This window comes from Lysobacter sp. ISL-50 (assembly GCF_018612875.1).
In the GTDB taxonomy this organism is placed as follows: Bacteria; Pseudomonadota; Gammaproteobacteria; order Xanthomonadales; family Xanthomonadaceae; genus Lysobacter.
The window spans coordinates 75,090-101,504 of the sequence record NZ_JAGGRI010000006.1; the positions used below are offsets into that span (position 1 = coordinate 75,090).

The 26,415-nt window shown below is 67.4% G+C and carries 22 protein-coding genes; 9 read left to right on the top strand and 13 right to left on the bottom strand.

Annotation, left to right across the window (positions count from 1 at the left end; genetic code table 11):
- Window positions 1–355: 355 nt before the first annotated feature.
- The gene (locus J7J50_RS04490) at window positions 356–3,283 is read left to right on the top strand and encodes a TonB-dependent receptor (RefSeq protein WP_215063005.1); all 2,928 of its coding nucleotides are present in this window, start codon (window positions 356–358) and stop codon (window positions 3,281–3,283) included.
- A 127-nt stretch (window positions 3,284–3,410) separates the two neighbouring features.
- Here J7J50_RS04490 and glyS read toward each other — a convergent pair whose 3' ends face one another.
- Window positions 3,411–5,561, bottom strand: a complete 2,151-nt coding sequence (gene glyS / locus J7J50_RS04495; protein ID WP_215063003.1) for a glycine--tRNA ligase subunit beta — start codon at window positions 5,559–5,561, stop codon at window positions 3,411–3,413.
- Window positions 5,562–5,688: 127 nt separating this feature from the next.
- Window positions 5,689–6,624: a glycine--tRNA ligase subunit alpha gene (glyQ, locus tag J7J50_RS04500; RefSeq protein WP_215063002.1), complete on the bottom strand. Its 936-nt coding sequence runs from the start codon at window positions 6,622–6,624 to the stop codon at window positions 5,689–5,691.
- Between the two features lie 154 nt (window positions 6,625–6,778).
- Here glyQ and J7J50_RS04505 point away from each other — a divergent pair, with 154 nt between their 5' ends.
- Complete coding sequence (locus J7J50_RS04505) at window positions 6,779–7,456, top strand: glutamine amidotransferase (protein ID WP_251044300.1); 678 nt, start codon at window positions 6,779–6,781, stop codon at window positions 7,454–7,456.
- Window positions 7,457–7,558: 102 nt separating this feature from the next.
- Window positions 7,559–8,482, top strand: coding sequence for a hypothetical protein (locus J7J50_RS04510; protein WP_215062997.1), 924 nt, complete (start codon window positions 7,559–7,561; stop codon window positions 8,480–8,482).
- 29 nt (window positions 8,483–8,511) lie between these two features.
- On the opposite strand, the gene J7J50_RS04515 is transcribed toward J7J50_RS04510, so the two are convergent.
- The 5 genes from J7J50_RS04515 to J7J50_RS04535 form a co-directional block, all read right to left on the bottom strand.
- Entirely contained in the window at window positions 8,512–9,261 is a 750-nt protein-coding gene (locus J7J50_RS04515; protein ID WP_215062995.1) for an RDD family protein, read from the bottom strand.
- A complete protein-coding gene (gene tatC / locus J7J50_RS04520) occupies window positions 9,258–10,058 on the bottom strand; it encodes a twin-arginine translocase subunit TatC (protein WP_215062994.1) in 801 nt (266 codons plus the stop codon). The genes J7J50_RS04515 and tatC overlap by 4 nt, the downstream gene beginning before the upstream one ends.
- Window positions 10,045–10,512, bottom strand: a complete 468-nt coding sequence (tatB, locus tag J7J50_RS04525; protein ID WP_215062992.1) for a Sec-independent protein translocase protein TatB — start codon at window positions 10,510–10,512, stop codon at window positions 10,045–10,047. The genes tatC and tatB overlap by 14 nt, the downstream gene beginning before the upstream one ends.
- 45 nt (window positions 10,513–10,557) lie before the next feature.
- Window positions 10,558–10,788, bottom strand: coding sequence for a Sec-independent protein translocase subunit TatA (gene tatA / locus J7J50_RS04530; protein WP_215063032.1), 231 nt, complete (start codon window positions 10,786–10,788; stop codon window positions 10,558–10,560).
- A 220-nt stretch (window positions 10,789–11,008) separates the two neighbouring features.
- Complete coding sequence (locus tag J7J50_RS04535) at window positions 11,009–11,917, bottom strand: lipid-binding SYLF domain-containing protein (RefSeq protein ID WP_215063031.1); 909 nt, start codon at window positions 11,915–11,917, stop codon at window positions 11,009–11,011.
- Between the two features lie 510 nt (window positions 11,918–12,427).
- Between J7J50_RS04535 and hemH the strand changes: the two genes are divergently transcribed.
- Together hemH and J7J50_RS04545 are read left to right on the top strand one after the other, a co-directional pair.
- Window positions 12,428–13,420 (top strand): ferrochelatase, encoded by a 993-nt coding sequence (hemH, locus tag J7J50_RS04540; protein ID WP_215063030.1) that lies wholly within the window; start codon window positions 12,428–12,430, stop codon window positions 13,418–13,420.
- Between the two features lie 109 nt (window positions 13,421–13,529).
- The gene (locus J7J50_RS04545; protein WP_215063029.1) at window positions 13,530–14,390 is read left to right on the top strand and encodes an alpha/beta hydrolase; all 861 of its coding nucleotides are present in this window, start codon (window positions 13,530–13,532) and stop codon (window positions 14,388–14,390) included.
- Window positions 14,391–14,624: 234 nt separating this feature from the next.
- Here J7J50_RS04545 and J7J50_RS04550 read toward each other — a convergent pair whose 3' ends face one another.
- The 3 genes from J7J50_RS04550 to ttcA all read right to left on the bottom strand — a co-directional run bounded on the left by J7J50_RS04550 (window position 14,625) and on the right by ttcA (window position 17,634).
- On the bottom strand, window positions 14,625–15,419 hold the full coding sequence (locus J7J50_RS04550; protein WP_215062990.1) for a SprT family zinc-dependent metalloprotease: 795 nt from the start codon (window positions 15,417–15,419) through the stop codon (window positions 14,625–14,627).
- A 242-nt stretch (window positions 15,420–15,661) separates the two neighbouring features.
- On the bottom strand, window positions 15,662–16,573 hold the full coding sequence (locus tag J7J50_RS04555) for a recombination-associated protein RdgC (RefSeq protein ID WP_057944996.1): 912 nt from the start codon (window positions 16,571–16,573) through the stop codon (window positions 15,662–15,664).
- A gap of 146 nt (window positions 16,574–16,719) precedes the next feature.
- Window positions 16,720–17,634, bottom strand: a complete 915-nt coding sequence (gene ttcA, locus J7J50_RS04560) for a tRNA 2-thiocytidine(32) synthetase TtcA (protein WP_215062989.1) — start codon at window positions 17,632–17,634, stop codon at window positions 16,720–16,722.
- A 378-nt stretch (window positions 17,635–18,012) separates the two neighbouring features.
- Between ttcA and J7J50_RS04565 the strand changes: the two genes are divergently transcribed.
- The 4 genes from J7J50_RS04565 to J7J50_RS04580 all read left to right on the top strand — a co-directional run bounded on the left by J7J50_RS04565 (window position 18,013) and on the right by J7J50_RS04580 (window position 20,262).
- Window positions 18,013–18,219 carry a YdcH family protein gene (locus tag J7J50_RS04565; RefSeq protein WP_215062987.1) on the top strand — a complete coding sequence of 69 codons (207 nt, stop codon included), beginning with the start codon at window positions 18,013–18,015 and terminating at the stop codon, window positions 18,217–18,219.
- Window positions 18,220–18,362: 143 nt separating this feature from the next.
- Window positions 18,363–18,986 (top strand): hypothetical protein, encoded by a 624-nt coding sequence (locus tag J7J50_RS04570; protein ID WP_215062985.1) that lies wholly within the window; start codon window positions 18,363–18,365, stop codon window positions 18,984–18,986.
- Complete coding sequence (locus J7J50_RS04575) at window positions 18,983–19,624, top strand: hypothetical protein (RefSeq protein WP_215062984.1); 642 nt, start codon at window positions 18,983–18,985, stop codon at window positions 19,622–19,624. Before J7J50_RS04570 ends, J7J50_RS04575 begins: the two co-directional genes overlap by 4 nt.
- Window positions 19,621–20,262 carry a hypothetical protein gene (locus J7J50_RS04580; protein WP_215062982.1) on the top strand — a complete coding sequence of 214 codons (642 nt, stop codon included), beginning with the start codon at window positions 19,621–19,623 and terminating at the stop codon, window positions 20,260–20,262. The genes J7J50_RS04575 and J7J50_RS04580 overlap by 4 nt, the downstream gene beginning before the upstream one ends.
- Before the next feature lie 157 nt (window positions 20,263–20,419).
- Here the strand turns inward: J7J50_RS04580 and J7J50_RS04585 are convergent, their stop codons facing one another.
- From J7J50_RS04585 to plsB, 3 genes are all read right to left on the bottom strand, one after another.
- Window positions 20,420–21,715 carry a hypothetical protein gene (locus J7J50_RS04585; protein WP_215062980.1) on the bottom strand — a complete coding sequence of 432 codons (1,296 nt, stop codon included), beginning with the start codon at window positions 21,713–21,715 and terminating at the stop codon, window positions 20,420–20,422.
- A 160-nt stretch (window positions 21,716–21,875) separates the two neighbouring features.
- Complete coding sequence (locus J7J50_RS04590) at window positions 21,876–22,715, bottom strand: HEAT repeat domain-containing protein (protein WP_215062978.1); 840 nt, start codon at window positions 22,713–22,715, stop codon at window positions 21,876–21,878.
- Window positions 22,716–23,125: 410 nt separating this feature from the next.
- On the bottom strand, window positions 23,126–26,011 hold the full coding sequence (gene plsB / locus J7J50_RS04595; protein ID WP_215062976.1) for a glycerol-3-phosphate 1-O-acyltransferase PlsB: 2,886 nt from the start codon (window positions 26,009–26,011) through the stop codon (window positions 23,126–23,128).
- Window positions 26,012–26,415: the final 404 nt, after the last annotated feature.

Genomic DNA, 26,415 nt, shown 5'->3' on the forward strand with positions numbered 1-26,415 from the left:
AGGCCCGCCGGCCGCTTCGCGCTCGGCCCACATCGCCCTGAAATCCTTCAGAAAAACAACCGCACAGCGACCTGGGCGCGCCTTGGCACAGTCATTCGGCCAGACTCGGCAAAGTAGCACGCCCTCACTAACTATCTGTATTTATTACATATTTTTTAACGAGACTTTGCGCAGTTCGTTGCATCTTTCGTTAACAGTCCGTAATTTCGGGTCAGGGGAACTGGTCGTACGCGCGGGGGGCTGCGCGGGCGGGCACTCGGGATCTCCTCTGATCACACCTCATCCAGCCTTCCAACACCAGGGAAGTCGCACGGTAAGGAAGCGATGTCATTGCACATTTCAGGAGTCCACTTTCGTGAATAGAAAACTGCTCACCACGGCTGTCTGCACTGCGCTGGTCAGCGCGGTCGCGCCGGCCTACGCCCAGCAGGCGAACGCCGCGTCGAACGAAGACAGCATCACCAAGATCGAAGCCGTCACCGTCACCGGGTCGCGCATTTCCAACCCGAACGTCGTATCGCCCGCCCCGGTCAGCGTGCTGACCGCGGAAGACATCAAGGCCACCGGCGCGGTCAACATCGGCGACCTGCTGACGACCATGCCGCAGCTGGCCACCACCTTCACGATGGGTAACTCCGGTCGCTTCATCGGCACCGCCGGCGTGGCCATGCAGGACCTGCGCAACCTCGGCACCTCGCGCACCCTGGTGCTGGTCAACGGTCGCCGCATGGTCGGCGCCTCGGCAGGTACCTCGGCGGTCGATACCAACCTGATTCCGGCCGACTGGGTCGAGCGCGTGGAAGTCATCACCGGCGGCGCGTCCGCGGTGTACGGCGCCGACGCGGTCTCCGGCGTGGTCAACTTCATCCTCAAGAAGAAGTACGAGGGCGCCAACGCCCACGTGCAGATCGGCGACAGCCAGCACGGCGGCTTCAAGGAGCGCCTGTTCTCGTTCACCGCCGGCACCAACTTCGCCGACGACCGCGGCAACGTCGCGGTGTCGATCGAACACAGCCAGCAGGACCCGCTGTGGTTCCCGGATCGCTTCGGCCATCAGAACTACGCCACCGTGCTCACCCCGGGCGGCGCCTACGACGGCCTGCTGCTGCCCAACTCGCGTAACTACATCTACACCACCGGCGGCGCGTTCTCGACCGCCTTCGATTCGCGCGGCAATCCCGACCCGCGGGTTCCGAGCCAGCGTTATGTCTTCAACCCCGACGGCAGCGTGCGCAACCAGCGCTTCGACGGCATCTACGACAACCGCAACAACTGCCAGAACTGCGAAGGCCTGACCAACGATCAGACCCAACTGCAGCCCGACTACAAGCGCACCACGGTCAGCTCGGTCGCCAGCTTCGACCTGAGCCAGGACCATCGCCTGTACTTCGAAGGCATGTACAGCAAGGTCGCCAGCAAGTCGTACGGCTCGGCGGCGTTCGCCGGCGCGAACAACTACCACATCATCGAGAAGGACAACGCCTACATCCGTCCTGATCTGGCGGCGCTGACCGCCGACATGGATTACATCCGGATCACCCGCGACGATCTCGACTCGGGCCTGCGCGGCGAAGACACCGAGCGCCAGACCGCTCGCCTGGTGTTCGGCATCGAAGGCGCCGCATTCGGCAGCGAGAGCGGCTGGCTGTACGACGCCTCGGTCAACTACGGCCGCACCCAGGAGCGTCGCCGCAACCTCAACAACCGCATCATGGAACGCTTCTACGCCGGCCTCAACGCCATCGTCGATCCGTCCAGCGGCCAGATCGTGTGTCGCTCGAAGATCGATCCGACCCACGTCAACGAGGCGTACTACAACAACACCGGCACCCCGGACGGCATCATCTCGCCGGAAGTGGCCGCATCGTGCATTCCGTTCTCGATCTTCGGCGACGGCGCCATCAACCCGGCCGCGCGCGACTGGTTCAACGCCACCACCATCTCCAAGACCCGCCTGACCCAGTTCGTCGCCGGCGGCTCGCTGACCAACAACAACCTGTTCGAACTGCCGGCCGGTCCGATCAGCTTCGGCGCCGGTGTCGAGTACCGCCGCGAGACCAGCGAGACCAACAACGATCCGCTGGACATCTCCGGCCAGACCTTCCTCAACGCCATCCCGAGCGCGCGCGGCAGCTACAACGTCCGCGAAGTATGGACGGAAGTCGCGATCCCGCTGTTGCACGACATCCCGTTGATCAAGAGCCTGACCGTCGGCGCCGCCGCGCGTTACTCCAAGTACGACACCATCGGCAGCACTCGCGCATGGCGTTACAACCTGGACTGGGCGATCAACGACAGCCTGCGCATCCGCGGCAACATGTCGGCGGCGGTGCGCGCGCCGAACATCGACGAACTGTTCGGCGGCCAGTCGCAGAACTTCGGCATCGTCGACGATCCCTGCGATCCAACCGAAATCCCCAACGGCAAGGATCCGGCGTTGCGCGCGCGCAACTGCGCCGCGCTCGGCCTGCCGGGGGATTTCATCGATCGGATCGGTTCCTCCAACGAAGGCTTGCAGGGCAGCAACCCGGACCTGGATCCGGAAACCGGCCGCAGCTGGACCGCGGGCTTCGTGTTCACCCCGACCTTCCTGGAAGGCTTCGGTTTCAACATCGACTACTGGAAGATCCGGATCGAGAACGCGATCTCGGCGCCGACCTTCCAGGAAACCGCCGACCACTGCGTCGATTCGCCTTCCGGCATCGACAATATCTACTGCCGCAACGCCCAGCGCCGCGCCGACGGCCAGCTCGACTTCCTCACCTCGATCAACCAGAACATCTCGTTGATCGAAACCGATGGCGTGGACATCGCGGCGTACTACTCCCACGACCTGTGGGGCGGCCGCATGCGCTGGGATCTCAACGCGACCAAGGTCCTGAGCTACGACGATTACCCGTTCCAGGAAGATCCGGACGACAACATCGACAGGCTCAAGACGCTGGGCTACCCGGAGTGGAAAGCGACGCTGCGCGCCGGTTACAGCCGCGACAACTGGGACGTCAATTGGTCGACCCGCTTCGCTTCCGGCGGTCTTCGCGTGAGCAACGAGAGCTACATCTCCAATCCGCGCCAGACCAATGTGGCCTGGGCCGGATCGGGCGTGTTCCACGATATGCGCGGCAGCTACACGTTCAAGGACACCGGCCTGCAGATCTACGGCGGCGTCACCAACGTGTTCGACTCCGACCCGCCGGTCAACCTGTTCGGCACCGGCTTCGGCTCGGGCCTGTACGACCAGATCGGTCGCGCCTACTACGTGGGCATGAACTACAAGTTCTGATCGCGGCGACGCTCGCACGCAACAAAAAAGGAGCCGGCGCGAGCCGGCTCCTTTTCTTTTTGTCCGCGATCAACGCAGGCCGGCGTTCGTCGTCCGCCTCGCGCCGGCTTGCCTCGCCGCGATTACCTCAGACCGACAAATGCTCGATCGCCGCGACGCTGCCCAGGCGATCGGACAAGCGCTTGAGCAAGGCCAGGCGGTTGTTGCGCACCGCCGCGTCGTCCACGTTGACCATCACCTTGTCGAAGAAGGCATCGACCTGCGGACGCAGGCGCGCCAGCCGGCCCAGCACGGCGACGTAGTCGCGCTGCGCGAGCAGAGGATCGGTGTCGGCGACGGCGGCATCGACGGCCTGCGCCAGTTCGCGTTCGGCCGGCTCGTTGAACAACGCGGCGTCGATCGCGCTCGGCACTTCGCCGTCTACTTTCTTGAGGATATTGCGGCTGCGCTTGTTGGCGGCGGCGAGGGCTTCGGCTTCGGGCAGTTTCGCGAACTCGGCGATGGCGTTGAGGCGGCGGTCGAAGTCGGGCAGCATCGGCAGGCGCAGCGCGGCGACCGCATCGAACTGCTGCCCCGGCACGCTGCGCTCGGTGTAGTAGCTGCGCAGGCGTTCGACCACGAAGTCGTACAGCTCATCGGCCGTCGGCGCGGCGACCTTCGCCGGATCGGCCGGCTTCGCCTTGCCGCTTTCGTCGGCCTGAGTTTGCTTGCGCGTGGCTTCCAGCGCGATCGCCATGGCGGCCGCGGCCAATGCGCTTTGCAGCGCTTCGCTCAGCGGCAGATCGATTTCGCCTTCGATCAGCGTGCGCGCCAGGCCCAAGGCATTGCGGCGCAGGCTGAAAGGGTCCTTGTTGCCGGTCGGCTTCAGACCCGCGGCGAAACCGCCGGCCAGCGTATCCAGGCGTTCGGCGATCGCGAGCACGCGGCCCAGCCGCGACGGCGCGATCGCGTCGCCGGCGAAACGCGGCATGTAGGCTTCGTCGATCGCATCGGCCACTTGCGCCGGCTCGTTCGCGGCGACGGCGTAGTAGCGGCCGGCGATGCCCTGCAGTTCGGGGAACTCGTTGACCATGCGCGATTGCAGATCGTTCTTGGACAACTCCGCGGCGCGGCGCGCCAGCGCCGGATCGACGCCGGCGATCAAGGCCACGTCCTGCGCCAGCGCGGTCACGCGCGCGACCTTGTCGGCCACGCTGCCCAGCTTGGCCTGGTAGGTCACCGTCTTCAGCCCTTCGCCCATCGGCGCCAGGCCCTGCTTGAGGTCTTCGTCGAAGAAGAACTTCGCATCGGCGAAACGCGGGCGGATCACGCGCTCGTAGCCCTTGCGAACTTCGCCGACGTCGCGGCTTTCGATGTTGGCGATGCCGACGAAACGTTCGCTGAGCTTGCCGGCCGCGTCGAGCACGGGGAAGAACTTCTGGTTGGCTTCCATCGTCGCGATCAGCGCTTCCTGCGGCACGGCGAGGAATTCGCGCTCGAAGCCGCAGGCCACGGCCACCGGCCATTCGGTCAGGCCGTTGACCTCTTCCAGGATGCCGTCGTCGATGCGCGCGCTGCCGCCGGCCTGCGCGGCCGCGGCGGTGACTTCGCGCACGATGCGTTCGCGGCGCTCGTCCGGATCGACCAGCACCTTGGCGCCGCGCAACGCTTCGATGTAATCGCCCGGTGCGTTGAACGAAACGGTCTGGTCATGCATGAATCGGTGGCCGCGGCTGACGCGATCGCTGCGCACGCCGAGGATGTCCGCCGGCACCACTTCATTGCCGAGCAACAACACCAGCCAGTGCATCGGCCGGGCGAAACCGTAGTCGTGATCGCCCCAGCGCATCGGCTTGGGAATCGGCATCGCGGCGAGGGCCTCGCGCACGATGTCCGCGAGCAGGCTGGCGGTGTCGGCGCCGGGCTTGGTGGCGCGATGGACGAAGCGCTCGCCCTTGGCGTCGCTGGTTTTTTCCAGTTGCGTCCAGTCGATGCCGGCCTTGGCGGCGAAACCCTGCAACGCCTTGGTCGGCTGGCCGTCGGCATCGAGCGCGATGTTGAGGTAGGGGCCGAGCACTTCGCTGTTCTGTTCCGGCTGCCGCAGCGCCACCGCGGGCAGCAGCACCGCCAGGCGCCGCGGCGTGTACAGCGGCTTGGCGCCGTCGCGATCGAACCCGATGCCGCGCTTGTGCAGGCCGTCGAGCACGCCGTCGAAGAACGCCTGAGCCAGGCCGGACAGCGCCTTGACCGGCAGTTCTTCGGTGCCCAGTTCGATCAGGAGAGGTTGGGTCGTGCTCATGCGGTGGCCTTTGCGGTTTCGTCTTCGTTTGTTGAAGACGCCTCGCGCTCGATGCGGCGAGGTTGAAGTTGATCGGTGCGCTCGCCCTCACCCCTCTCCCGCGCGCGGGACTGGGGCTGCGCGCGAATCAGGCGGCGTGCGCTTTCGGCGTTTGCTTGAGGCCGGGAAAACCGAGCTTTTCGCGCTGCGCGAAATAGGCTTCGGCCACGCCCTGGGCGATCTTGCGCACGCGCAGGATGTAGCGCTGGCGTTCGGTCACGCTGATCGCGCGGCGCGCGTCGAGCAGGTTGAACGAATGCGAGGCCTTGCACACTTGGTCGTAAGCCGGCAGCGGCAGGCCGAGCTCGATCAGCTTGGCCGCTTCGCGTTCGCAGGCGTCGAAACGATGGAACAGCTCGGCCACGTCGGCGTGTTCGAAGTTGTACGCGCTCTGCTCGACTTCGTTCTGGTGGTAGACGTCGCGGTAGGTCACCGCGCGGCCGTCGGGGCCGTAGGTCCAGACGATGTCGAACACGCTGTCGACGTTCTGCAGGTACATGCACAGGCGTTCGAGACCGTAGGTGATCTCGCCGAGCACCGGCCGGCACTCCAGGCCGCCGGCCTGCTGGAAGTAGGTGAACTGCGTGACTTCCATGCCGTTGAGCCAGACTTCCCAGCCCAGGCCCCAGGCGCCGAGAGTCGGCGATTCCCAGTTGTCCTCGACCAGGCGCAGGTCGTGCACCCGCGGGTCCACGCCCAGCGCCTTGAGCGAATCGAAGTACAGCTCGACGATGTTGTCCGGGCTGGGCTTCATCGCCACCTGGTATTGGTAGTAGCGCTGCAGGCGGTTGGGGTTGTCGCCGTAGCGGCCGTCGGTGGGACGGCGGCAGGGCTGCACGTAGGCGGCGTTCCACGGCTCCGGACCCAGCGCGCGCAGGAACGTGGCCGGGTGGAAGGTGCCCGCGCCGACCTCCAGGTCCAGCGGCTGGATCAACACGCAGCCCTGTTCAGCCCAGTAGGCGTTCAGGCGCTGGATCATGCTTTGAAAGGTGATCACCGCAGGGGGTGCGTCGCTCGCGCTCATGGTCTCATCGCAGTGCAGCAAAGCGGGTTAGTATAGCCATGAGCCTTACAAATACAGGGCTTCGCCCCGGATTTCAGCAGCGCCCATCCCCCCTCGACGCCACGCCGTGAACCCGCCCTTTCTGATCGTCGAGACCGGCCAGCCGGTCGCCTCCATGCGCCGTCACCGCGGTTTTCCGCACTGGATCCGCGTCGCCGCCGGTCTGGGCCGCGATGAGGCGATCGTGATCAACGTCGAACACGGCGAACCCTTGCCCAGCCGCGAGGGTTTCGCCGGGGCGATCGTGACCGGTTCGGGCGCGATGGTCACCGACCGCGCGCCGTGGAGCGAGCGCAGCGCCGACTGGCTGCGCGAAGCCGCCCACGCCCGGCTGCCCGTGTTCGGCATCTGCTACGGCCATCAGCTGCTCGCGCATGCGCTGGGCGGCGAGGTCGGCAATCACCCGGGCGGTCGCGAGATGGGCACGATCGGGCTGGAGCTGCATTCCAGCGCCGAACACGACCCGCTGTTCCGCGGCCTGCCGAGCCAGTTTCCGGCCCAGGCCACGCATCTGCAGACCGTGCTGCGCGCGCCCGACGGCGCCACCGTGCTGGCGCGCTCGGCGCACGATGCCTGCCACGCGTTCCGCTGGGGCGATCGCGCCTGGGGCGTGCAGTTCCATCCCGAATTCAGCGCCACGCACATGCTCGGTTACGTGCGCGCGCGCGGCGATGCGTTGCGCGCGGAAGGCCATTGCCCGAAGACCATCGCCGGCAGCGTCAGCGCCGCGCCGCATGCCCGGCGCGTGCTGCGCCGTTTCGTCGGCCATGCGCGTGCGCTGCACGGGCGCTGAGCCCGCGGTTTCGCGACGGCCGCGGCGCGCGGTTCCGGCCTTCGCCGTGGCGCCGTGCATGCACGGCGCGCCCTTGTTCCCTCTCCCCCCGGGATCGATCCGATGAGCCAACCGATACGCAAGGTTCCGCTGACCCACGGCGCGCAGTGGCTGATCCGCGCCATCAACCTGGGCACGCGCAATCCGCGCGCGATCTTCGGCGCGGCCTTGCTGTTGATCGCGGTGCTGTACCTGGTGCTGTACCTGTTCACCATGCCGCTGCGGCTGGGCGCGGATTCGATCAGCATGGACAGCTTCGTCTCCACCCTGGTGCTGGCGGTGCTGGCCGCGGTGCTGGTGCTGCCGGTGCTGCTGGGCGGGCTGATGCACGTGATCCGCGAGGCCGAGAACAACCGGCCGGTGCGCGCGCGCGATCTGTTCGCGCCGCTGCGCCTGCACAAGGCACTGCCGCTGGCGCTGCTGGGCCTGATCCAGATCGCGCTGGCGCTGATCTGCGGCTCGCTGCTGCTGTGGGCGACCGGGCCGGATTTCTGGTCGCAGTACCAGGACATGGCGCGCGGCGCCATCACCGGCCGCATCACCAACGTGCCCAGCGCGGAACAACCCACGCTGGTGATCCTGGTGCAGTTGGCCTACTACTACTTCAGCACCGCGGTGGTGCTGGTGTCGGTGCCGCTGATCATGTTCTCCGGGCTCGGCATTTCCGATGCGGTCAAGCGCAGTCTCGGCGCATCGCTGTGGAACCTGGGCTCGTATCTGTTCGCGGCGATGTTGTTCATGTTCGGCGCGATGATCACCGGCTTGCTGGTCAGCGTGGCCTCGCTGTTGCTGATGCAACTGGGTTCGCTGCTCGCGCCGACGGTCGGGCAACTGTTGGTCATGGCCTTGTTCGCGTTGTACGGCACCGCCTTCCTGGTGGTGATGTGCGGCACCTGCTATTTCGCCTGGCGCGATGTGTTCGCGCAGGACGAAGATGCGCCGACCGCGCCGGCGGCGGCCGCGAATCCGGGGCATTTCGAGGCCTGAGTCTGGCCGCGCGGATATAGCGGGGCGGCTTAGATCGCGCCGCTTTCGAACAACGCCGCGTCCATCGCCGCCTGCATCGCCTGCATCGCCCACACGCAGGCGGCCAAGGTGGCGAAGGCCTGCAGCAGCAGCCATGCCCAGCCCCACAACGGCACCCGTCCATCGCCGGCGCGCAACACCCGCGCGCCGGCGATGCGATCGTGCAGGGCGCGATGCTCGGGCTTGGCCATCGCCATCACGTGGCCGATGTTCAAGGTCAGCCACGACAGCGCGCCGCCGAGATAACGCACCGCCACCGCGCCGACGCCGAGCCGGCGGCCGGCCATGTCGGTCACGCGCAGGCCCAGCGCGCGTTTGCCCGGCGTGGCCTGCCACGACGAAAACGCGACGAACGCCAGCTCGTATACCAAGCCGAATAAAGCGAACAGCACGACCCAACCCAGCACCAGGCCGGTGACGGCGGCGGCGGTGGCCTGCGCGGCCGCGTGCAGGGCCGGATCGGCCAGCAGTTGCTGCGCGTAACCGGCGAAATCCACGTCGCTGAGCACCGCGGTGGACATCATCTCGGCCATGCGCGCGTTCATCGCCGCATAGGCTTCGCGCGCGGCGACGGCTTGATGGCGCCAATGGCTGGAGCCGATCACGCAGGTCAAAACGGCGATCAAGGCCGCGTCCAGGGACCAGGCCATGTAGCGCGGCCAGAATCCGGCCGGAAGCAGTGCGGCGGCGGGCGCGGCCACCGTGGGCGAAGCGGTCGCCGACGGGGCCGGCGAACTCATGGGTCGCGCGCGTCGCCGGGCGAGGGATCGTCGGCATCGCGACGATCGGAGCCGACCCACTTCGCGGCGATGATGCCCATCTCGTACAGCAGGCACATCGGAATGGCGAGCATGAGCTGCGAAACCACATCGGGCGGCGTGATCACCGCGGCGACGATGAAGATGCCGACCACGGCGTAGCCGCGGCCTTCCTTGAGCTGCGCCGGCGTCACCCAGCCCAGCAACACCAGGATCACCAGCGCCACCGGCACTTCGAAGCTGATGCCAAAGGCCAGGAACAGGATCAGGACGAAATCCAGGTAGGCGTTGATGTCGGTCATCATCGACACGCCCGTGGGCGTGATCTTGACCAGGAAGCCGAACACCGACGGCAGCACCAGGAAGAACGCGAACGCGCAGCCGGCGTAGAACAGCACCAGCGCCGAGGCCAGCAGCGGCAAGGCCAGGCGTTTCTCGCGCTTGTACAGGCCCGGCGCGACGAAGGCCCAGGCCTGGAACAGCAGCCACGGCATCGAGATCATCAGCGCGGCGAAGAACGCCAGCTTCAGCGGCGCGGAGAACGGCGAGGCCACCTCCACCGCGATCAGCTGGCTGCCGGCCGGCAGCTTGGCCAGCAGCGGCGTGGCCAGGAAGTGGTAGAGCTTGTTCGCGAACGGCAGCAGGCCCAGGAACACGATGATCAGCCCGGTCACGCCGCGCAGCAGGCGCGCGCGCAGTTCGATCAGGTGATCGAGCAGGCGCGGTTCGGCCGCGGCCTCTTCGTTGAGGTCGCCGGAGCGGGGATCAGCGTCGCTCATCGTTCGGCGTCTGCGCGGTGGAGGCGGGGCGATAGTCGGGCAAGGCCGCGCCGGTGTAGTCGTCGGCCGGGGCGGCGGGTTCGGCGGCCGGCGGTACAGCGGCCGCTTCGCCGCCGTCGGCCGGCGCCGGAAGCGCGGGTTGCGCCGCCGCGGCGCCCACGGGCGCGGCGATGCTGCGGTTCAACTCATCGACTTCGTTGCGCACGGCCTGATCGCTGTTGCGCAGCTGCTCCTGCACCTGGCGCAGATCGTCCTGGGCCTGGCGCAGGCTGCGCTTGAGTTCTTCGTCGGCCAGCTCGTTCTCGAGCTCGGACTTGACCGAATACCACTGCGCGCGCGCGCGCCGCACCCACAGGCCGGCGAACCGGGCCGCTTTGGGCAGGCGCTCGGGGCCGAGCACGATCAAGGCCACGATCGCGATCACGAAGACTTCCGAGAAGCCTATGTCGAACATGCGCGTATGCCGGGCGGGGGAAGTCGATGACGCAACAGGCCGGACTCAGCGCGGCTTCTGTTCGTTGTCGCGCGACTGCGTGCTGTTGGTGGTGTCGTTGCGGGTGCTGTCGTCAGGCAACTGCTGCGACGGCTTGTCTTCGTCCTGCATGCCCTTCTTGAAGCCCTTGACCGCGTCGCCGAGATCCTTGCCGACCGAGCCCAGCCGCTTGGTGCCGAAGATCAGCAGCACGATGACAAGGACGACAATCCAATGACCGATGCCCCAGGCGCCCATGACGATGCTCACTGCTGAATGATGAAGAGGGCAAGGATACCGCAACCATCGCTAAGCCAATGTGGCGAAGGTCCTGTCTGATCGCGCATCCGTTATCGGCATTCGACCGGCCCTCGGCCGAACCGATTCGGCACGGTCGCGGCCGCGAACGACTGAATGGGGCCGCGGCGCGATCGCGCCGGTAACGGGTCGGCGACCCGCGATCCGGCGCGTCATCGGATCAGGGCAGCGGCTCGACCTTGGCCGGATTGGGCTGCGCCGGCACGGTTTCGAACGGCTTCGGGCCCTGCGTGGGCTGCTCGGGCACCGCCGGCGCCAGGCGCTCGTGCGCCGGCGCGCGCGCCGCGGCGGCGGGCTGGGCCGGAGCGGGCTGGGCGGTGCCGGCGGCCGGATACACCGTCGCGCCCAGCGGCGTGCGCTGTTCTTCGGCGAGGCGATGCTCGCGCGCGGCGGCGTTGGCTTCTTCCAGGCGATCGCGGAAATCGACCACCGCCGAGGACGGCTGGCCGGTGGCGCGGCCTTCGAAAATCATCCGCGGCGTGTTGCCTTCGCCGTAGACCGCTTGATTGGCGTCGTCGTCGATCGACAAGGCGGCGCCGTCGAGGGCGATGCCGGCGAACAGGCCGCGCGCGCGCGACCACGACCAGATTTCGGCCTTGAGCTGGCCGTCGGTGGCGGCCGCGGCGGTGCGCCCGACCGGGCCGGCGGCGACGCTGGCGTCGGCGCCGAGGGTCAGCTTGCCGTTGACGATCGAATCCAGGCCGCGGTTGCCGCGGAACACCAGCACGATGTCGGAGGACTGCACGCCGGCCTGGAAGCCGACGCTGCCGCCGGTGAGCTTGACGAAGCTGGGGTTGGACCAGGTGCCGTCGGGATTTTTCACCGACACCAGGCCGTGGCCGCGGCGTCCGCCGACGACCAGGCCGATCTTCAGAGTATCGGGCACCACGACGATCGCGCGCGCTTCGTCGAAGAGCTTGTCGGGAATCGAGGATTCGGGAATCTGCTGGATATCGCCGAGCACGCGCACCGCATCGCGGGCGCGCTGGTCCTCGGTCGGACCGGCCATGGCGGCGGTGGCGGCGAGGCCCAGGCTCAGGGCGAGGCTCAGACTCAGGACGCGGGGCAGCGGACGGGACATGGGGAACTCCGGCGATGGTGCGGGATGTGATGCGCCGCGGGCGACACGCCCAGGGCCATGACGCTGTCTATGACCGCGACGACGGCGATCGGTTCAGGCTAGTGCCGCGGCGATGAATCACCGCCTAACTGCCGCCTGACCGGGGATGCGGGCCGAGGCCGCGGCGCGAAACGTCGCGATGCCGCATCGATGCCGCTGTCGTGCCGTGTCGCGCGAGATGCGCGGCGCATTGTAGGCCGGCGCGCGCCAGGGCGTGCGGATCGGCGCGGCGGGCTTGCGGCGGATGTCTCATTCGATCGGTGCGCTGTGGGTTAACGACCGCGAACCGGGCCGCATCGGCCGCATCGCGCCGGCGCCGTTCGCAATGATTTGCGCGGGGATTCGCGCGGCTTCGGGCGCGGCCGAGCGAAGCGCCATCGGCGCTGCCGATCGCCCCGATCGAAAACAACGATGCCGCGGCGAGTGCCCAGTCCGGCGCGCGGATGTCATCCTATGCGCATGCCCGCCTCCGCCAGCATCGACGCTCCCCCGCCCCACTCCGCCGCCGACACCGCGGTGGTGCTGGTGAATCTGGGGACGCCGGACGCGCCCAACACCTCGGCCGTGCGGCGTTTCCTCTCCGAATTCCTGCACGACCATCGCGTCGTGGACATGAGCCGCTGGCTGTGGTGCCCGCTGCTGCATTTCGCGATCCTGCCGCTGCGCAGCAGCAAGGTCGCGCACAAATACGCCAGCGTGTGGCTGCCGGAAGGCTCGCCGCTGGCCGTGCACACCCGGCGTCTGGCCGAAGCGGTGCAGCGCGAACTGCCGCAGCATCGCGTGCTGCACGCGATGCGTTACGGCAAACCGTCGTGGAAGCAACTGCTGCAGCAACTGCGCAGCGAGGGCGTGAAGCGGGTCGTGGCCTTGCCGCTGTATCCGCAGTATTCGACCTCCACCACCGCCTCGGTCGGCGACGTGCTGGAGCAGGCACACGGGCTGCGCACGCGGATGATCGGCGATTACCACCTGGACCCGAAATGGATCGCCGCGGTCGCCGATTCGATCCATCGCCATCGCGCCAACCACGGCGCCGGCGAGCACCTGCTGTTCTCCTTCCACGGCTTGCCGCAGCGTTTCGCCGCCGCCGGCGACCCGTATCCGCGTCAATGCGAAGCCAGCGCGCGCGCGATCGCGCAGGCGCTGGACTTGCCCGACGAGGCGTGGACGCTGAGCTACCAATCGCGTTTCGGCCGCGAGCGCTGGCTGGAGCCGGCCACCGCCGACACTCTGACCGCGTTGGCCGCGCGCGGCGTGCGCAAGGTCGATGTGGTCGCGCCGGGCTTCGCGGTGGACTGCCTGGAGACGCTGGAGGAAGTCGCGCTGATGCTGGCGGAAGACTTCGCCGCGCGCGGCGGCCAGCTGCGTTACGTACCCTGCCTCAACGACTCGCCCGCGCACGCGGCGGCCTTGGCCGGCGTGGTGCTGCGCGAACTCGCGGACTGGGAATGAGCGGCGGCAGCGGAATGCGGCAGCGGTCGATGCGCGTTGTCACCCGTGCGTGGTCTGATGCCAACCGGGCACGGAACAAGGCAGTGACAGGAACCCATTGATGGCCGCAATGCAGGAATTCGTCGTCGATACCCAGTTCGGCCGCCTGGCCGGATTGCGCAACGGCCGCGTCGGCGCGCCGCGCCTGCTGGCCTTGCACGGCTGGCTGGACAACGCCGCCAGCTTCGTGCCGCTGGCGCCGTGGTTCGAAGGCTTCGATCTGGTCGCGCCCGACCTGCCCGGTCACGGCGCCAGCGCGCATTTGCCCGCGGCCGGCGAATACAGCATGACCACCGCCACCCGCGCCGCGCTGGCGATCGCCGACGCGCTGGGTTGGGACCGGTTCCATCTGCTCGGCCATTCGCTCGGCGGCGCCACCGCCAGCTTCGTCGCCGCGGCCACGCCGCAGCGGGTGCAGCGCCTGCTGCTGATCGAAGCCTTGGGTTCGCTGGCGGAAACCGAAGAACGCGTCGGCACCCGTCTGCGCGAGGCCTTCGCCGGCATGGCGGCGGTCAACCGCAAACAACTGCGCGTGTTCGCCGACATCGCCAGCGCGGTGAAGGTGCGCATGGCCGCCAACGATCTGAGCGAGCCGGTGGCGCGGTTGCTGGTGGAGCGCGGAATCGCACCGGTGCGCGGCGACGACCATCAGGGCGGTTTTGTCTGGCGTAGCGATCCGCGCCTGACCCTGACCTCGGCGCAGCGCATGAGCGAAGGCCAGATGCGCTCGTTGATCCGCGCCATCGAATGCCCGACCTGCATGATCTGGGCCGACCCGGCGCAGAGCTACATGCCCGATGCATTGCGCCGCGAACGCGCGACGCTGTTGGCCCGCGGCGAGTTGCATACGCTGCCGGGGACGCATCATCTGCATATGGAACGGCCCGGGGCGGTGGGCGAGTTGTTTCAGAATTTTTTGACGGTGGGGTGAGGCGGGCGGCCGTGTGGCGCTCCTGCGCGCACCTGTAAGCCGCGGCAAAATTCCAAAGCCCACTTTGAAAAAGGGGGCGGCGCGCTGCGTAGGCACGATGTCTGAATATTCCGGCTCGCGCGGGGGATTTGCTTTTACGTAGCGGCGCTGCTGTCTGATCGGAGAGCGAATCCCCCTGCCCCCTTTTTCAAAGGGGGAGAACAGCAGTGGCGTCGCTCAACGCGACTACGCAACCTACTTATCGTCCGCAATCAACCGCCGCAACCCCGCCTTGAGCGCACGCCCCGAGGCGCGAAAATACTCGCGCTGATCGCGCCAATCCGGGCAGCGCGCTTCCACTTCGCGCCAGAACGCGCGCGAGTGATCGGCGTGGATCAGGTGACACAGTTCGTGCACCAGCACGTATTCGAACGCGGCCGGCGGCGCCAGCACCAGCGACAGGTCCAGCGACAGCGCGCCGTCGGGCGCGAGCGAACCCCATTGCGAGGACATGACCCGGTAACGCAGGCGCGACGGCGCGCGCGGCAGGCCCGGCAGGTACTTGGGCAGCCAACGGCCGACGTCGGCGCGGGCCTGGCCTTCGTAGAAATCGCGCAGCGCGCGCTGCAGGGCTTTGGCGTTCACCGTGTCCGGCGCGGCGACGGCCACGGCGTCGTCTTCCAGTTGCAGGCGCAGATAGCGCGCGACTTGCCAGCGCAGCGGCATGTCGCGCCCGCGCAGCGGAATGCTGGTGCTGACGTGCGCCTGCAGGCTCGGCGCATCGGTGCCGGCGCTGGCGATCTGCGCCAGCAGCCACTCGCCATGCTGGATCACAAATCGCTGCCCGGCGATGTCGCTGGCGCGCATCGGCAGGGTCAGGCGCGGGCCGCGCTCATCGACGCTGAGCTTGATCCGGCGCGCGCGCGGATCGCGCACGCGCAGCACCTCGACGGCCTGGCCGTTGGCGAGGGTGATCGCGATGGTTTCGCGCGAGATCGTGCGCGGCGCAGCACGCAGCTGGCCGGTGAGCAAGCGCAGAAGGCTCGTCATGGGTGGGGGACCGCCATGGGCGAAGCATAGCGCTTGCGAGGCGCGAAGTTGATGTCGGCGCTGGGACCAATGATGCCGCGAGGGCCCTCACCCCAACCCCTCTCCCGCCAGCGGGAGAGGGGCTCCTGGGATTCGGGGCGCTAAGTCCCTTCTACTGCGGTGCCTGAAAAGTCTGCACCCGAAGGCGGGGGGCGGATGAGGCCAGCCCGACCTCGAATCGCAGTCGGCTCAGATTTTCGCCGTCAAGCCTCGACCTTCGACAACTTCAACGCCGACTCCAGCACCCGGAACAAACGCTTCACCTCGCCGCTCATCAGCGCGAAGCGCGCGTCGAGTTCGGCGCGCAGGCCGTCGCCGTCGCTGTGTTCGAGCTGATCCACCGCGCCGTCGAGCAGCTTGAACTTGCGCACGACCAGGTCCTCGCCGATCACGAACGACACGTGATCGTCCAGGCTCAGCGCCAGGCGCGTGACCTGCTTGCCGGTTTCCAGGTGCTTGGCGATTTCGTCGCTTTCCAGCTCCTGGCGCTGGCACTTGACCACCGCGCCCTGATCGACCGGATCGCGCAGTTCGCATTCGTCGCCCAGGCTGATGCCGTCGGGCAATTCCTCGCCGGCGACCCAGCCGGTCAGGATCGAGCGCGGGGCGATTTCCGCGTTCAGCGGCAGCGCCGGAAAACTGCCGATGGCGCGGCGGATTTCGCTGATCACGTTCTCGCCGGTCTTGCGGCTGGAGGTATCGACGATGACCAGCCCGTGCTCCAGGTCGATGATCGCGTCGGTGCGGCCGGGCTTGATGAACGCGCGCGGCATCAGATCGACGATGAGCTCGTCCTTGACCCGCTTGCGCGTGCGGCCGCCGGGCTTGCGGCCTTCCTTCTGTTCGATCTCGGCCAGTTTCTTGGCCAGCATGTCGTTGATGACCGATCCGGGCAGCAGGCGGTCTTCGCTGCCGACGGTGATCCAGATCGCGTCGCCGATGCGGTTGCTCATCATCGCGTCCTCGGCGTCGCGCCCGAACGGCGAGATGAAACCGCGCGAGGACAGCTCCAGCGGACCGACCGGCTTGAGCGCGCATTCGGCCAGGCCTTTGTCGAGATCGTCGAGTTTGTGGGTGGTGGGGAAGCGGAAGAACGTCAGGTTGCGGAAGAACATCGAAGGACCGAATTGAATGGGAATGGAGTCGAATGCTCTTGCTCGTCATTCCCGCGAAGGCGGGAATCCGGAGACTTCAGAGTCATACCGCGATGAGGCCCTGGACTCCCGCCTTCGCGGGAATCACGAGCGGGGGAAATCCGGGGTTAACCAACTTGCGTTGCGTTCGTGTCGGCGGACGATTCGTCCAGCCACACCGGTGCATCTGTCATGGGTGCGACGCCCGCCTTACCCAACCCCAGGAAGTCGAACAACTTCGGATCGCTCAACTGCGACGGCCGGATATCGCCCAGCGCGCGCGAGATCGTCTCGATGCGGCCGGGCGTTTCGCGTTCCCACGCGTCCATCATGCGCTTGACCTGCTTGCGCTGCAGGTTTTCCTGCGAGCCGCACAGGTTGCACGGGATGATCGGGAACTGCTTGACCGCCGCGTAATCGACGATGTCGTCTTCGCGCACGTAGGCCAGCGGCCGGATCACCACGTGCTTGCCGTCGTCGGACAGCAGCTTGGGCGGCATGCCGCTGAGCTTGGCGTGGAAGAACAGGTTGAGGAAGAAGGTCGCGACCAGATCGTCGCGATGATGCCCGAGCGCGATCTTGGTGAACCCTTGCTCGGCCGCGTAGGTGTAGAGCGCCCCGCGCCGCAGCCGCGAGCACAGCGAACACATCGTCTTGCCTTCCGGCACCACCCGCGTGACGACCGAATAGGTGTCCTGCTCGAGGATCTTGTACGGCACCGCAATCGAGCGCAGATACGCCGGCAGCACGTGCTCGGGGAAATCCGGCTGCTTCTGGTCCAGGTTCACCGCGACCAGTTCGAACTTCACCGGCGCCTTCTTCTGCAACTGCAGGAGGATGTCGAGCAGGGTGTAGCTGTCCTTGCCGCCGGACAGGCAGACCATGACCTTGTCGCCGTCTTCGATCATGCCGAAGTCGGCGATGGCGCGGCCGACCTGATGGCGCAGGCGGGTCGCCAGGCGCTCGCCGTCGGCGGCGGAGGCGGCGGAGGTGTCGGCGCGACTGCGGCGGACAGGTTCGGCGAGGGGCAGGACAGTGCTCATGTGGCCGACGATTCTACGGGCTGCGCGCCGGTCGCGGCGAACCGCGCCGCCGCGGGCCCGGCGCCAGGCACGACGCGGCTCGCGGACCGGTTCGCTAGCCTTTGGTGACGCCAAGGCCTGGGGCTGAGGCGTCTTGCGGTCGCCGCGCGGGGAAGGCGCCACCGCGGGTGGTCCGCCGGGCCAGCATCGAAAAACGACCTACCCGCAAAATATTAACGAAATTATTACTTTCTTCAGGCTCGGCGCAATGCCCGCCGGACGGCGGCTGACCTCGGCGCCGCCCACGCGACCGCCCCGCCACCTCGACTGGCGCCGATCCCGATCGCCGGTCGCACCGGGAGATGTGGAATCGACATCCGCGCGCGTTAAGCTCATCGGATGATCGAAAGCGATCCCGCCGCAATAACGCACCAACTGGCCCATCTGCGGTTGGAACATCGCGACCTCGATCTGGCGATCGACCGTCTGGCGCTGGACGCCGACGCGGACGAACTCACGGTCAAACGGTTGAAGAAACGCCGGCTGTGGCTGAAGGACTGCATCGCGCGGCTGGAAAGCGCGCTGATTCCCGACGAACCCGCCTGAGCCGCGCCGCCCGGCGCGCGCAAACCATGTCGCCCAGCGATCCCTGCAGCGGCGGCGCTGTCATGTCCATCTAGTGCGAAACCCAGCTGCAGCAGGGCACATCGGCTGTGCTAGGGTGCCGCCACTCGATGGCAGGCAGTGGCATGGCGAACAAGGACGAACTGGTCAAGGCGGCACGCAATCCCTGGTGGCAGGGCGCCGCGGCCGTGGCCGCGATCGCGCTCGTGCTGACCTTCGCCCTGGGCGGCTTCAAGCAGGCCAAGAGCGTGACCAAGCCGCTGCCGCAGTATCAGGCCGGCCACCGTTACCAGGGCGGGGCGATGGCAGCGACGCCGCTGCGCGCCTGGGTGGCGCGCTACAAGCCCGGCGGCCAGATCGATGCCTTCAATCAGGGCAAGCTGTATCTGGTGCTGCAGGTCGATATCGAGAACCGCACGCCGCGCAGCTTCAGCGGCTTCGGCTATCCGCTCAAGGACCTGATCCTGGTCGCGAAGGGCGGCACTCCCATCGCGGCGCAGAGCTTGATGATGTCCGACGATCACACCATCGCCGCCGACCTGCATCCGCGCATGAAGCAGCGCGTGGATTTGGTCTGGAATCTGCCGAAAGACTACGTTTATTCGCCGCGCGAGACCTTCGGCGTGTTCGCTCGCGACTACAAGGCCAAGGCCTATCTCAACGATGAAGGCGCATGGGTGCAGGGCAAGCCGGCGGCCAAGTACCGGATCGCGGTGAGCGATCTGCGCGACCGCATGGTGGCGCCATGAGCGCGCCGATCGAACCGGCCGCAGCGTCCGCGCGCTGGCGCCTGCCACGCTGGCGTTGGCGCGATGCGCTGTGGATCGCGCTGGCGCTGATCGCGGTGGTGGCGCTGCGCAAGGGCGAATCGACCTACGAAGAACGCGATGCGCCGCTGCTGCAGGCGGCGAAGGCGCCTGGCCGCGTGGCGGGGCGCAACTTCGCGGTCGAGGTCGGCAACCTCAAGGCCGCGCACGCGTATCTGCTCAAGGGCGACTACTCCCGTCCCGGCGATTATCTGCTGCGCACCTCGGGCCTGTGGCTGTCGGTGGTGGCCAAGGTCGAGGCGTTCGATCGTCCCGGTTATCTGGGCGCGCAGCTGCGCACCCGCGACGGCCTGGTCTATGTCGCCTCCAGCGACGACCGGCCCAAGCTCAAGGGCATCAATCTGCGCGATCGCGCGCTGGCGCCGGGACTGGTCGAGAGCGGCGCCTGGTTCTTCGAAGTGCCCGCGGACAAGCTCGAAGGCGCGCGCCTGCAGTTGTACTGGGGCAATTTGCTGCCGCACGGCGGCGACAGCCTGGTCGATGTCGATCTGGGCATCGATGCCGCGCGCGCGCGCAAGCTCGCCGCCGAGGCCAAACCGGTTCTGGATCTGCGCCCATGAATTCGCCCATCAGTTCCGAACCCGTTCAAGTCGCGGCCGTTCCGGCGTCCGCGCCCGCGCCGGCCGGTTGGTGGCGCCGCAACCTGTGGTGGCTGCTCGGCACCGCGGTGCTGGGCACCTGGGCGATCTATGCGCCCTACCGCGAGGCGCTGGGCAGTTATCAACAACGCCATCCCAGCCGGCCGGTCGCGGCCGGCAAGAGCGCGTGGACCCAGTACGAAGGCGCGCGCTGGCGATTGGTCAGCGCCGAGGCGCTGGCGCCGCGCGATCCGCGCATCCTCGGCCCGTTGCGCAAGGATGCCGGCGTGCTGCTGGTGCGCTTCGAAGTGATCCCGGATTCGGGCACCAAGACCGCCACGCTGGACGCGTGCCGCGGCAGCGTCGCCGATGCCAAGGGCCGGTTGTGGGAAGCCAATCCCGCGCAACTGCCGCGTCTGAGCGGCGCCAAGCTGCCGACCACCTGCGGCAGCGGTTACGGCGCGTCGTTCAAGCAGGTAGTGGCGGTGCCGGGACGGCCGTTCGCGTTCCAGCATGCGTATCTGCTGCCGCGCGGGCAGACGATGGAGGGACTGCGGGCGCGGATCGAATTGCGCAATTCGGAAACGGCCAAGGGCCGTTATCTGGATTTCGCGTTGTAACTGCGTCGGCTCGGCCGGGCCACTTCGAGGTCTGTTGTGGGAGGGCCTTCAGGCCCGATGCTTTTCGATCAGCGGCGATGAACTTTCGTTGCGATCGGATCGAAAAGCATCGGGCCTGAAGGCCCTCCTACAAAAAATTCCGTGGTCACGCAGTGACTCACGCGCTGCGCGGCAACCGCGCGATCGCCCGATCGAACGTCGCCGCCAGCAACACCACCCGCAGTACATCGGTCAGCAACGAGGTGCGGAACGACAGCGGCGTGTTGAGAAACACCGCGTAGATCTGCCCGCTGACGCGCTGCCAATCCGGATCCTGCGGGCCGACCCACTGCTGCATCAGCCGCCACGACCACGAGTCGATATACGACAGCAGCTGCCAGCACACGCACAGCGTCAGCAGCGCCGGCAAGCCCGCGCGCAGCACCAGGCGCAGGCTGTTGACCACCGGCACGCCCTTGCTGCTCCAACCGGCGCTGGCCTTGTCGGCGAGCATGCGCAGCGTGAAGTGCATCGCCTTGAAGCGCTCGACCACCTTGCCCAGATGTTCGTCGGCCGCGTCGAGGCGCTGCGCGCGGCGCAGGTCGATGCCGTAGATGATCGCGGTGATCGCCAGCCAGATCAGCGGCAACGCCACCCCACCGGCGGCGGTGCTGACGAAATCCCACAGCGGCGCCAGCGTGCGCTTGGCCGGGGCCAGAGTCTTGAACAACGCGGTCGGGCTTTCCCACCAGTCGGTCGCGGCGACATAAACCACGCGCTCGTGCCACCAGTCCTTGCCGGCCGACATCACCTGCGCGATCGCGGCCACGCCGACGAACACCCAATAGGCCTCGCAACTGGTCGCGACCACGTTCCAGGCCGCGTGACCGGTCGCGGTCGCGCGGCGCTTGCTGAACCAGCGCACCGCCCAGGCCACCGCGAGCGCGATCCACAGCCCCTTGAGCTGCAGCACGCGGTTGAGATTTTCCTTGTCCCACACGCTGAAGATGTATTCGGTGCGGAACTGCCGGCGCAGGTCTTCGAGCAGGCCCCAGCCGGCGTAGTAGGCGAAGAACGGCAGCATCGCGATCGCCAGCGCGGTGATCCACTGCTTGCGTACCGCCTGGGTGTCGGGCGTGGTCGCGCCGCCGGCGAGCATCGGCAGCGACGGACGCAGCGACTGGAACATCAGGATCGTCCCGGCCAGCTGGGTCACGATCAGCAGCGACAAGGCCGCGAACGACAGCAGCACCGACCGCTCGCCGAGCTTGACCGCCAAGTCCATCAACAGGTTGTAGGACACCCGCTGGGCGAAGAACCAGAACGCCAGCGCCGGCCAGTGGCGCCAGAGCAGGCGCGCGGTGAGCAGGGGGATTTCGAGCCAGGCGCTGGGGCCGGAGCCCTGTGCGCCGGCCTGAACCGACGCATCGGCCGACGCAGCAGGCGGAGCGTTCGAGAGAGTGCTGGCGGACATCGAATACGGCCGGGACGGAGTCTCGCCATGGTAACTCGCGGGAATTGCCGGCTTGCAGTGACGAGTATCAGGCTACCGCCACGCCATAACCGGTTCCTTACCCGGCGGATCGGGGCGCCGCCGACGCGACGGCGCCCCGGTTCATAGGCTCACCGCCGAGTTACAGATACAGGCCGATGACCTGCATGGTCCAGTTGGCTTCCTTGCTCGAGTCCTTGTCCGACGCCTTGCCTTTCCAATGCGCCATCTGCTCGGTCAAGAACGCCTTGGATTCGGGGGTATCCAGATCGCCGATCGCCTTGATCGCCATGGCCCGGTCCTGCCAGATGTTGGCGCTGCCGTAGATCGACTTCAGCAGTTCGAACTGACCTTCTGCACGCAGGTTGCCCAGCGACGAAATCGCGGCGATACGCACGTACTCATCGTCGTCGCGGGTCAAGCCGACCAAGGTTTCGACGGCATTGGGATTGTTGGTGAACCCCAGGGCATAGACGTCGATGAAACTGTTGTCGTTGCGCTGGGCGATTTTCGCCTTCAACGAAGCCACCGCCGCATCGTCGGCGCTGGTGCCGTACAGGTGGCGGCCGATCTTAGCGGCCAGTTCCTTCACCGCCAGCGACAGCGGCTGATTGAGCGTGGGCTCGATGATCTCCTCGAAGGTCCACACCGGCACCTTGCCGCGCTTGACGAACACACCCAGGCGCTTTTTGCCGGTGGCGGTTTCGACATCGGCGCTGATGTAGGTGAAGGTTACATACGGCGAAAAGCCGTTCTGACGATGATTGAGAATCCGGAACGTCTTGAGGTCGATGCGCGGAAACGCGCCGTCTTGACCCGGGCCAACCTGCGCCGCGATACCGCGCGCGGTGAGCTCGGCCTGCAGGTTGCGGACCAGGAACGCGCCAGGGTCGAGGGGCGATTGGTCGACCATCAGGGTCGAAGCCAAGGTGCCGGTGAGAAAGTTGCGTTCACTCGCCGGGCGATTGTCTACGAACGCCAATTTCGTCGGCTCATTGGACGGCGCGTGGTAACGCACATCCGAGGGCACGGGATTTTTCACCACGTAAGCTTTCGGCGCGCAGGCCGCCAACGACAACAACGCGAGCGCAGCGCAGCCCGCTCGCAAGAACGCAAATGACTTCATTACTGATCCCCTGTGATTGGTACATCCCTTGCGGCGGCGTTGCACCGATCCGCGCGGGAATTATAGGGGCTTTTCTAAACTTTCGTGATGTCTATCACGAAATATAAGGGCGAAGTACGCAGCTGCCGCCGACGATCCTGTGATGGAGAAATCATGCGGGGACACGTGGGGAAAGAGCGCATGCCCATGCATGAGTCACCTGCACTCAGCGGGCGATGCGCTCGTTTCTCTTCGATCTGCGCTGAGACCCTCTCGCCGTGATCGCCTCAGTCGGCCCGCGCGTTCTCCGCCGCCGCCGGCTTGACCGCCATCTCCGGACTGATCTTCTCGATCGTATGCCGCAGCTCGCGGCCCAGGATCACCTTCGCGTCCTTCGCCCAGGTATCCAGGCGCTGATCGAAGGCGAGCTTGCCCTGGCTGTCGGGCCATACCAGCTTGAGTTCGCGCAGTTTCTGGATGAAGCCGCGGAACAGGGTCTTGTCGAAGAACTCCGGCGCGGCCGGCGCGTACAGCAGCGACAGGCGCTGCGCGGCGAGCTGGCACAGGCTTTCGAGTTCGCCGGCCGACATCGTGCCCGGGCCGTTCTTCACCAGCACGCTGATGGCGATGTAGTACCGCTCGAAGGCCTGCTGCAGCGAATGGCCGATCGCGCGCAGGCGGAACACTTCGTCGGTCTGGCCGGCGTTGCGCGCCAGGATGCCGCCATCGTCTTCGCTGACTTTCTCCAGCAGGCCTTCGCGCACGAACACATCGACCGTGCGCGCCAGGCGCTGGCTGAATTCGTCCTCGTTCCACGGCAGGAACAACTCGGCCTGCAGGAACGGGTACACGCTGCGGCCCAGGCGCAGCACGCCGGCCAGGCTCATGCGCCGGTTGTGCTGGAAGCAGCAGGCGATCCACGAGGCGGCGGTGAACAGATGCAGGACGTTGTTGCGGAAATAACTCAGCAACACCGCCTTGTCTTCGCCGTCCACGCCGAGCACGTCGCCCAGCGGATGGGCGATGCGTTCGAGCACGTTGATCTCTTCGCCATGGGCGACGATTTCCTGCGGCGTGTGCGGGGTGACGGTGACGCGGTCGGAATACGGCAGTTCGGCCAGCAGCGTTTTCGACAGCGCGATCTGCGCGAGCAGGTCGGCCTCGCCCATCGCATGCTTGGGCGTGGACAGCAGCGCCAGCGCGAGCAGGTTGATCGGATTGACGTCGGCGGCGCGGTTGACGTTGATCTGGATCTTTTCCGCCAGGGCATCGACCGTGTCCGACAGCCACTGCGGCTTGTCGTCTTCATCGACCGGACGGCCGTCCCATTCGGGCGCGTGTTCGCTCAGCAGGTCGTTGAGCTTGATCGACTCGCCGAAGTTCACCACCACCTGGCCGAAGTTGGACCGCAGCACCTTGGGAATGCCCCACAGCAACTGCCAGATCGATTCCTTTTCCTTCGGCTTGCCCGACAACTCGTCGAGATAGCTGGTGCCTTCCATCAGTTTTTCGTAACCGATGTAGACCGGCTGGAACAGCACCGGGCGGGTGGGCTGGCGCAGGAAGCCGCGCACGGTCATCACCAGCATGCCGCCCTTGGGAGGCAGCAGACGGCCGGTGCGCGAACGCCCGCCTTCGATGAAGTATTCGATCGAGTAACCGCCCGCGACCAGCTGCGCCACGTATTCGGAGAACACCGCCGAATACAGCGCGCTGCCGCGGATGCTGCGACGCAGGAAGAACGCGCCGCCCTTGCGCAGGATGGTGCCGACCACCGGCAAGTTGAGGTTGGCGCCGGCGGCGATGTGCGGCGGCACGATGCCCTTGGTGTAGAGCAGATAGCTCAGCAGCAGATAGTCGAGATGGCTGCGATGACACGGCACGTACACCACTTCGAAACCGGGCGCATCCTGCTTGAGCTTGTCCAGGTGATGGACCAGCACGCCGCGGTAGATGCGGTTCCATACCGGCGTGAGCAGGAAGCTGGCCGAGCGCACCACCGGATGCGAATAGTCGGCGGCGATTTCGTACGCCATCGCGTGGGCCTTCTTCCAGGCCTCGGCGCTGTCGCCGCTGTCGCGGCGGGCCTGGTCGGCGATCGCTTCCTTGACCGGATCGGCGGCGAGTACGCGGTCGATCAGCATGCGCCGGGTAGACAAGTCCGGCCCGATCACCGCCGCGCGGATGCGGCGGAAGTGGGTGCGCAGCACGCGCGAGAGCTTGCGCACCGTGCGTTCGGGCTCAAGGCCTTCGTTCTGGCCTTCGCTGACGATGCCGCGCAGCGACACCGGCGGCGAGAACCGCACCATGGTGTGGCGGCCGTTGAGGGCGATCGCCAGCAATCGGCGGAAGCGGCCGACCAGGGTCCAGTTTTCCGAGAACAGCACCGAGAACCAGCCGCTGCTGCGATCCGGCGCGCGGCCGACGAAGATCGAGACCGGGACCAGTTGCACGTCGAGCGCGGGATCGACGCGGTGCGCGTCGAGCAGGCGCGCGAGCGAGCCCGAATGTGTCTTGGCCGACGGCGGCCCGGCCGGCGCCAGCGCGCCGGCGTTGCGGCGCGACAGCGCGACGTAGGCGCGCTTGCGGCCGAGCGGATCGCCCGGCAGCGGTTGCAGCGGCGACGGCAGGCCGCTTTCCAGGCAGGCGCGCTCCAGGATCAGGGCGTTGGACAGGCCGTAGTCCTCGAGCACATAGCAGACCGGGCGGCCGTGCCATTCCTCGGCGATGTGTTCCTTCGGGCTCTTGGGCTCGATGGTCAGCGTGACCCACGGCGCCATCAGCTGGCCGAGCAGGCGCGCCCACCACGGCCGGTGCGCGGACGGGCGCGGACCGGCGGCGCGCGCTTGCGCGGCGGCGGGCGGCGGCGCGGCCATCGGCAGCTCGGGTTGTTCCGGGTCGTGTTCGTCGATGGCGGCGGCTTGCGGCGCTGCGGCGGGGGCTTCCGGCACCGCGGCGGTCGCTTCGGGGCCGGATTCGTCCGGCACCGGCGCGTGAACCTCGGCGGCCGGGCCGGATGCGGGATCGGCCGATGCCTGCACCGGTTCGGCTGGCGGCTCGGCGCCGGCGAAGCCGCTGGCGGACTCGGCGGCAGCCGGCGGCGCCGCCTGGGCGGCGTCGGTTGGGTCGGTCGGGGTCGGATCGGAATCGTTCGGAACGGACGCTTGAGGCATGTTTTCTATGAGCGGATTCGCGCTGGCGCCACCGGGATCGCGCTCGGCGGCCGGCTCGGGTTGACCGGCCGGCGGCGGCGCGGACTCGCCGGCGGACGCGTTGGCGTCGGCCGGGGCAGCGTCGGGGAAAGGCAGGGGCGTCTGTTTCGGCATTGCCGGCATTATGCCTATTCGGCTTGCGCGCGCGGCCCGCCCAGCCGGGCCGGAGCGGGCGGATGGACGATGGGACGGCGGTGTGGCCCGCGGGTCGATGCCGCGGTTACCGCCGGATCAGTGCGGCTTGGGCGCGGCCGGGGCGGGAACGCTGGTGGGCGGCGCCGGTTTGAGAGCAGCCGCGGGCGGATCGGTCGCGGCCGGGGCTGCGGGCGTCACCGGCGCGACCGGCGCGACCGGCGCGGCCGGAT